Here is a 6,174-nt window from a genome sequence, read left to right on the forward strand (position 1 = left end):
CTATCACCTGACGACTTTGCCGAGGCCCTGGGCGTTACTGCGTGAGGATGGGTACTCTATCAAGACATTCGCCGAACGATGGACAGCCACTCAGCGGCCGCTGCACGTCTTGACCAACAACGCCGGCCTTACCGCCGCCTGCTCGAGCACCAGCGGATCCCCTGGTCCTGTCCCATGCCCGTGCGCTGCTGACCAGCAACCCGGAGGGCGGACCGCCTACCTCGACGCCGACCTCACCCGGCCCGGCGACATCCTGCGCCACCCAGACCTCAGGACCACCCTGGACCTGACCCAGCCGGTCGGGCTGCTGCTGGCCGCGGTGCTGCACTTCGAACCCGACACCGACCTGATCGCCCAGGTCCTGACCGAGCTCTCCGCGCCGCTGGCCCCGGGCAGCTTCCTCGCGGTCACCCACGCCACCCACGACCCGCTACCGGAACACCAACGCCGCCGGCTACGGGCAGAGTTGAACAACACCGACCGGCCACGGCACCATCTGCCCCCGCACCCGCCACGAACTCCACACCATCCTGGACGGGCTCGGCCTGCAACCCGACGGCGATGGTCTGGTGTCCACCATCGGCTGGCGGCCCGATCTGCACCCCGGCCCAGGCGACGGTGTCGGCGAGGCCGACGCGATCGGCTACGCGTACGTGGCGAGGCGGCCATGACCCCCGTGAGCAACCCCACCCCACCGCGTTCCTCTGCCAGTGCGTACGACGTCGAGGTGGGTGGTTGGCGTGCCGTGCTGGCGCAGCTGGTTGCCGCCGTAGACACCGCCGCCACCCTGCGCAAGCGACGCCGGGTGGCGGCCGCTCTGTGGGACGTCATGGACCGGCCACCACCCACCGACGTCGGCGACCCGCCGGACCTGCTGTGGGCCAGAGCGGCTGTTCATTGCGGCAACGACCGTCGCGCCTCGCAGGCCAGGTGGTACGCCTGGGCCTCGCACGCTTACCAGGTCACCCGCGGCCTGCCCGCTGCTGACCCGTTGCGGGTCAAGGCCGTGCTGGCGTGGGAGACGGCGTTAACCGCCAACGCCGAGTACCAGCAAGTCGAGATAGCATTGAGATGCTTCTATAGACCCTGCTGGGTGCCGGGTTCGGGATCTCCCGGACCGCTACCCCGACGATGGTGACGCCGTCCCGGCCGCGCAGGCTCAGGGACTGCTCACGGCGATGCGCCGAGTCGTCGCGGGCGGCTGGTCTTAGGTCATCCTCGACGGGGACTGTTCGACTGCGACCGGCTGACCGAGACCACGATCAGCGTCAAAGGCGAGACCATCGACGCGTGGCACTCCAGTAAGCACCGCGATTTCGGCGTCCCCCAGCGCGATATCGCGGACCCCAGCAATTGGGCCTTGATCGACATGGCCCGGAGGCTAGCAGCGGTCCGGCCCGGTCACGCCGCGGGCTTTCCGCTGCCGATCAGGGTGTGGGCGATGTCGCGGGCGGCGGCGGTGATCTCGGCCTCGGAGGCGTCAAGGCCACGCGAGGACATCAGCACCAGGCTGACGCTGAGCAGCGCGGCCCGGACCCGCAGCACCTCGGCGATCGGGGCGTCCGGGCCGGTCAGGATGTCGAACAGCTCGGTCATCTTGCCGAACACGTTCTCCCGGCCCTTCTCGTCGTGCAGCTCGCGGATCACGTGCTGGTTGGCCATCGCGAACCTCATCACGGCCATGCCGCTGCCGATGCCGAGGTCGACCATCCGGTCGACGGCCCGGGCGCGTAGCTCCGGGCCGGGCGGCTGCTTGCGGGCCCAGGCGGTGAGCTCGTCCAGCGCCTCGAGGTGGGCCTCGAAGATGGACCGGACGATGCTCTCCTTGCTGCTGTAGTGGTAATAGAGCGCGGCCTTGGTGATGCCCAGCCGCTCGGCGATCTCGCGCAGGGAGGTGGCCTCGTAGCCGCGCTCGGTGAACAGTTCGATGGCCACCTTGCGGATCTCCGCCTTCGTGTCGGCGCCCCGCCGCTGGCCTGCCGCTGCCATCACTGCCCAGCCCTTCCTCGTTGCCAACTTACCGGCCGGCAAGTTAGGCTCTTAACCGGCCGGTAAGTAAGACTACCGAAGGAACTCGCCGTGACCCAACCCGCCCGCTTCACTCATCGCGAAATCATTGTCACCATGAGCGGCCTCGTGATCGCGATGCTGCTCGCCATGCTCGACAACATGATCGTGGCGCCCGCGCTGCCCACGATCGTCGGCGAACTGCACGGCCTGAGCCACCTGGGCTGGGTGACCACCGGCTACGTGCTCGCCTCCACCGTCGCCACCCCGATCTGGGGCAAGCTCGGTGACCTGCTCGGCCGCCGGATCACCTTCCTCAGCTCGATCGCGATCTTCCTGGTCGGCTCGGCCCTCTGCGGCATGTCGCAGAACATGGGCGAGCTGATCGCCTTCCGCGCCCTGCAGGGCCTCGGCGCCGGTGGCCTGATGGTCGGCGTCATGGCGGTGCTGGCCGACATCGTCCCGCCGCGCGAGCGCGGCAAGTACCAGGGCGTGACGATGGGCGTCATGCCGGTCGCGTTGATCGGCGGCCCGCTGATCGGCGGCTTCATCACCGACAACCTGGACTGGCGCTGGGCGTTCTACGTCAACCTGCCGCTCGGCGTGGTCGCGCTCGCGGTCTGCTGGTTCGTGCTGGCCAAGCTGCCGCGCGGCGCCGGGAAAGTGACCATCGACTGGCTCGGCGTGGCCCTGCTCAGCGTCTGGATCACTGCGCTCGTACTGATCACCACCTGGGGCGGCACCGAGTACGACTGGGCCTCCCCGCAGATCCTCGGCCTGGCCACGGTCACCGTCGCCGGTCTGGCCGCGTTCATCGTGGTCGAGCGGCGCGCCGCCGAGCCGATCATGCCGCTGTCGGTGTTCGCGAACCGCAACTTCGTGCTGGCCGGCGCGCTCAGCCTGATCGTCGGCTTCGCGATGTTCGGCGGCCTCACCCTGCTCCCGCAGTTCCAGCAGTACGTGCAGGGCGCCTCGGCCACCAACAGCGGCCTCCTGCTGATGCCGATGATGCTCGCCGCGTTGGCCGTCTCGTTGGTCGGCGGTCAGCTACTCACCCGCACCGGGCACTACCGGGCGCTCGTGATCGTCGGCACCGTGCTGATGACCGGCGGCCTGGCCCTGTTCGCCACCATGGACGTCGGCACTTCGCGATTCATGACCGGCCTGTTCATGGTCGTGCTCGGCGCCGGCATGGGCTGCCTGATGCAGACCACCATGCTGATCGCGCAGAACAGCTCCCCGATCAACGCGATCGGCGCGGCGACCGGCGCGGCCACCTTCGTGCGCAACATGGGCGGCTCGCTCGGCGTCTCGTTGCTGAGCACGCTCTACATCAACCGGCTGCTAGACACCTTCACCGAGAACGCCGGCGTCGCGGCGTCCCGGGCGACCGGCAGCGGTTCGGCCGCGGCGATGACCCCGGCCATGCTGCGGGCCCTGCCCGAGCCGATCCGGCACGCCTTCCAGCTCGGCGTGAGCGACGGCATCCAGGCCGCCTTCATCCTCGGCGCGATCGTTGCGGCGGTCGGCATCGTGGTCGCGCTGTTCATCAAGCACGTCCCGCTGCGCGGCTTCGCCGATGCGCCGAAGGCCGAGATCCCGACCGGGCAGGCACCGGCCAACGCACACTGAGCCGGGGCCGGGGGCTTGCTCGCGCCGAGCCCCCGGCCCCGGCGTTGATGCAGGTTGGTGCAGAAGGCACAACGGATTCGGCGGTGCGAGGGTCCGGGCAGTGATCAGGTTGGTCAGGGCGGCGACGTAGCGGCCCCTTCGAACCGGTGCGGTAGCAGAACGTCCCAGGAACCGTTCTCGGAGCGTTTCGGCTGCTGAAGGTCCGGATTCCAGAGTAGTTCCCCGGCCTTCGGGCGCCAGCCCAGATTGACGTCGTTGACTTCGCTCGCCTTGGTCTTCTCCTCCACCCAGGGCGCAGCACCGATCAGCGCGCTCACCCTGACTACCCCCCCCCAACCGTGGGGTCCCAAGTCGCGGCAACGTCTCACCCTGGCCGCCACCACGGCCGGTCTTCCCGCACCCGCGATCGTCACTGAAGCCGCGGCTGCAGCCGCTGCGACCGCTGTGGCCGGGTCGGCGTCCCGGTTCGTGCTCGTGTGCACGCTTGGTGATGACGTCCCGGCACTGGCGGTGCTCGACACCGTCACCCAGTACACCCAGCTGGCCGCGACCGTCGTCCGCGACCCGGACGCGCCCGGCGTAGCCGAGGCGCTCGCCGCGCTCGTCCGTCAACGCAGCAGTGACTCCGCCCTCCAGACGGTGAGCGGTACGGACTGGCGGGTGACGGGCGAGATCGACCGTGCCCGCCAGGCACTGACCAGCGACACCCCCGCGCCGCGGTGCTGCTGCCCGAGCAGACCGACCCGGTGGTCCTGGACCGCGACCACAGTACAGATGTTGACCTTCCTCGACCAGGGCCGCGAGCCGGCGGACCTCGGCACGGGCGGGTTCAGGGATCAGCCCAGTTGGGAGCCGCTCCAACTCCGCCAGCAGGATGGGAATCTGGCGCTGGTTGAAAATCGTGTCGAGGTAGGCACCGAGCCCCGCGACCATCGGAAACGCTGCGGGATCGAGGTCGATGAGCTCTTGAGTCCACTTCGAAGCCACGCGCACTCGCCACGATCTGGCCGGACTCTCGGCGCACCCGGACGTCGATCACCGCACCACGATAACGGCGCCCACCCGCACAAGATCAATCACGTTGTTCGCGCCAGAGCCCGAGAACCGCGGAGATAGCCAGCCAGCTCTCTTCGTAGCCGGCCGCGGCCGTGGCGTACTACGAAGCTGTCAGCTGCGGTCGCTTTCCGGAGCAGTCAGTGATTGGCCGCCACCGGCGCGATCAGCGCGGCGAGTTCGTCGGCGTCTGGGCCGGGTCGCTTCAAGCGCCAGCCGTCGGCATAGATCTCTCGGGCCCGCGGCTCGATCTCGGCTAGGGAGGCCGGCGGCACCTGCATCAGCATGTAGGGCAGGACCACCCGCATCATCGACCGGTCCACCACGGTGGCCTCCCGGATCAGGTCCGAGGGCAGCGGCCGGGTGAGGTCCACATCACCGCCGGACCAGCGGCGCCGCAGATCCGTGTCCGCGTACACCTGGTCGTCGAACCACGGGCGGACCTGCTGAGTGCACCACGCGTCGAATGCGTGCGTGGCCGCGGCGACGTCGTGCGGGTACTCGCCGAGCAGTCGCAAAGCTGGCGGGACTGCTCCAGGGCCAGGGAGATCCCGCGTCCGGCGGTAGGGTTGGTGGTGCACACCGCGTCTCCGAGGTGCACCAGGCCGGGAGCGGCCACCCGGCCGTCGTCGTCGAGCTGGCCCCGGTAGGTGTTGTCCAGGCCTCCGCCGACTTGCACCGGGCCGAGCGGGCGGCTGAACTGCGGATCGCCCCACTCGGCCAGTCCGGGCACGGCTCGAGACGCCAGCTCGTACGTCTCGGCGTGCCGCAGCGTGGTGAACCGCCGGTCGCTGCGCGGGGTCGCCAGCACGGTGGAGAACGTACCGTGATCCTGGCGGAAGACCGCGGCCAGATAGCCGGATCTGGTCTGGACCACATTGACCGGCAGATGCGACGGTCCCGGCTCTGCGCCGGGATGGAGTTCGTAGTGCCGGGAGACGTATCCGATCGGACAGGGACCACCAACTGCGAGGGCACGGTACGCATCTGCGAACCGGCTGGAGCGCCCCGAGGCATTGACGATCAGGTCGGCCTGCACCGTGCCGTCGTCCACCCGCAGGCCGGTCACCCGGCCGGCGTCGACGAGCACCCCGCCGGCGTGCCCGCTGCGCAGCCGGACACCGGGCTCGGCCGCGGCGGCGGACCTCAGCACGCCCTCGAACAACGCCGTCGGCAGAGTAGACCCGCCGTCAGCTCCGGATGATTCTTGCGGGCCGGCACGATCACGTACTCGGCACCTGCGGCCAGCAGATCTTCCTGTACATCCGGCATCTCCGCAGACAGTGCGCGCAACACCGGCAGGCCCAGCGCGTGCGGATGGTGGAACTGCATGACACCGCGACGAGGCCACTCGCCTGCCCGATCTGGTCCCAGATCCCGGGCGACCACGGTGACCTGATGGCCGCGTCGGGACAGCCCGATGGCGGTGAACAGACCGGCAGGCCCCGCCCCCAGGGCCTCGGCAAAGTCGTCAGGTGATTC

At 69.4% G+C, this 6,174-nt stretch carries 7 protein-coding genes and 2 pseudogenes; 3 read left to right on the forward strand and 6 right to left on the reverse strand.

Features of this window, described 5'->3' with window-relative positions:
• Window positions 1–109: 109 nt before the first annotated feature.
• Both ACGFIO_RS44180 and ACGFIO_RS44185 read left to right on the forward strand, forming a co-directional pair.
• A pseudogene (locus tag ACGFIO_RS44180) lies at window positions 110–442 on the forward strand (SAM-dependent methyltransferase); the annotation flags it as partial.
• Between the two features lie 225 nt (window positions 443–667).
• The gene (locus tag ACGFIO_RS44185) at window positions 668–1,138 is read left to right on the forward strand and encodes a hypothetical protein (protein WP_392837279.1); all 471 of its coding nucleotides are present in this window, start codon (window positions 668–670) and stop codon (window positions 1,136–1,138) included.
• 263 nt (window positions 1,139–1,401) lie between these two features.
• Here the strand turns inward: ACGFIO_RS44185 and ACGFIO_RS44190 are convergent, their stop codons facing one another.
• The gene (locus ACGFIO_RS44190) at window positions 1,402–1,989 is read right to left on the reverse strand and encodes a TetR/AcrR family transcriptional regulator (protein ID WP_392837263.1); all 588 of its coding nucleotides are present in this window, start codon (window positions 1,987–1,989) and stop codon (window positions 1,402–1,404) included.
• A 90-nt stretch (window positions 1,990–2,079) separates the two neighbouring features.
• Between ACGFIO_RS44190 and ACGFIO_RS44195 the strand changes: the two genes are divergently transcribed.
• A complete protein-coding gene (locus ACGFIO_RS44195; protein WP_392837266.1) occupies window positions 2,080–3,639 on the forward strand; it encodes an MDR family MFS transporter in 1,560 nt (519 codons plus the stop codon).
• A gap of 113 nt (window positions 3,640–3,752) precedes the next feature.
• On the opposite strand, the gene ACGFIO_RS44200 is transcribed toward ACGFIO_RS44195, so the two are convergent.
• The 5 genes and pseudogenes from ACGFIO_RS44200 to ACGFIO_RS44220 form a co-directional block, all read right to left on the reverse strand.
• Window positions 3,753–3,956, reverse strand: a complete 204-nt coding sequence (locus ACGFIO_RS44200) for a hypothetical protein (RefSeq protein WP_392837269.1) — start codon at window positions 3,954–3,956, stop codon at window positions 3,753–3,755.
• Window positions 3,957–4,247: 291 nt separating this feature from the next.
• On the reverse strand, window positions 4,248–4,406 hold the full coding sequence (locus ACGFIO_RS44205) for a hypothetical protein (protein WP_392837272.1): 159 nt from the start codon (window positions 4,404–4,406) through the stop codon (window positions 4,248–4,250).
• 426 nt (window positions 4,407–4,832) lie between these two features.
• Complete coding sequence (locus tag ACGFIO_RS44210) at window positions 4,833–5,066, reverse strand: hypothetical protein (protein ID WP_392837274.1); 234 nt, start codon at window positions 5,064–5,066, stop codon at window positions 4,833–4,835.
• Window positions 5,033–5,845, reverse strand: coding sequence for a hypothetical protein (locus tag ACGFIO_RS44215; RefSeq protein ID WP_392837276.1), 813 nt, complete (start codon window positions 5,843–5,845; stop codon window positions 5,033–5,035). The genes ACGFIO_RS44210 and ACGFIO_RS44215 overlap by 34 nt, the downstream gene beginning before the upstream one ends.
• A pseudogene (locus ACGFIO_RS44220) lies at window positions 5,839–6,174 on the reverse strand (hypothetical protein); the annotation flags it as partial. The gene ACGFIO_RS44215 and the pseudogene ACGFIO_RS44220, both read right to left, overlap by 7 nt.

The sequence above is a fragment of the Actinoplanes sp. NPDC049265 genome (assembly GCF_043197135.1).
In the GTDB taxonomy this organism is placed as follows: domain Bacteria; phylum Actinomycetota; class Actinomycetes; order Mycobacteriales; family Micromonosporaceae; genus Actinoplanes.

Bases quoted from the DNA above. Each gene is read 5' to 3' on its own strand.
- ACGFIO_RS44185 (WP_392837279.1), top strand. From the start codon at position 668: ATGACCCCCGTGAGCAACCCCACCCCACCGCGTTCCTCTGCCAGTGCG.
- ACGFIO_RS44190 (WP_392837263.1), bottom strand. From the start codon at position 1,989: ATGGCAGCGGCAGGCCAGCGGCGGGGCGCCGACACGAAGGCGGAGATC.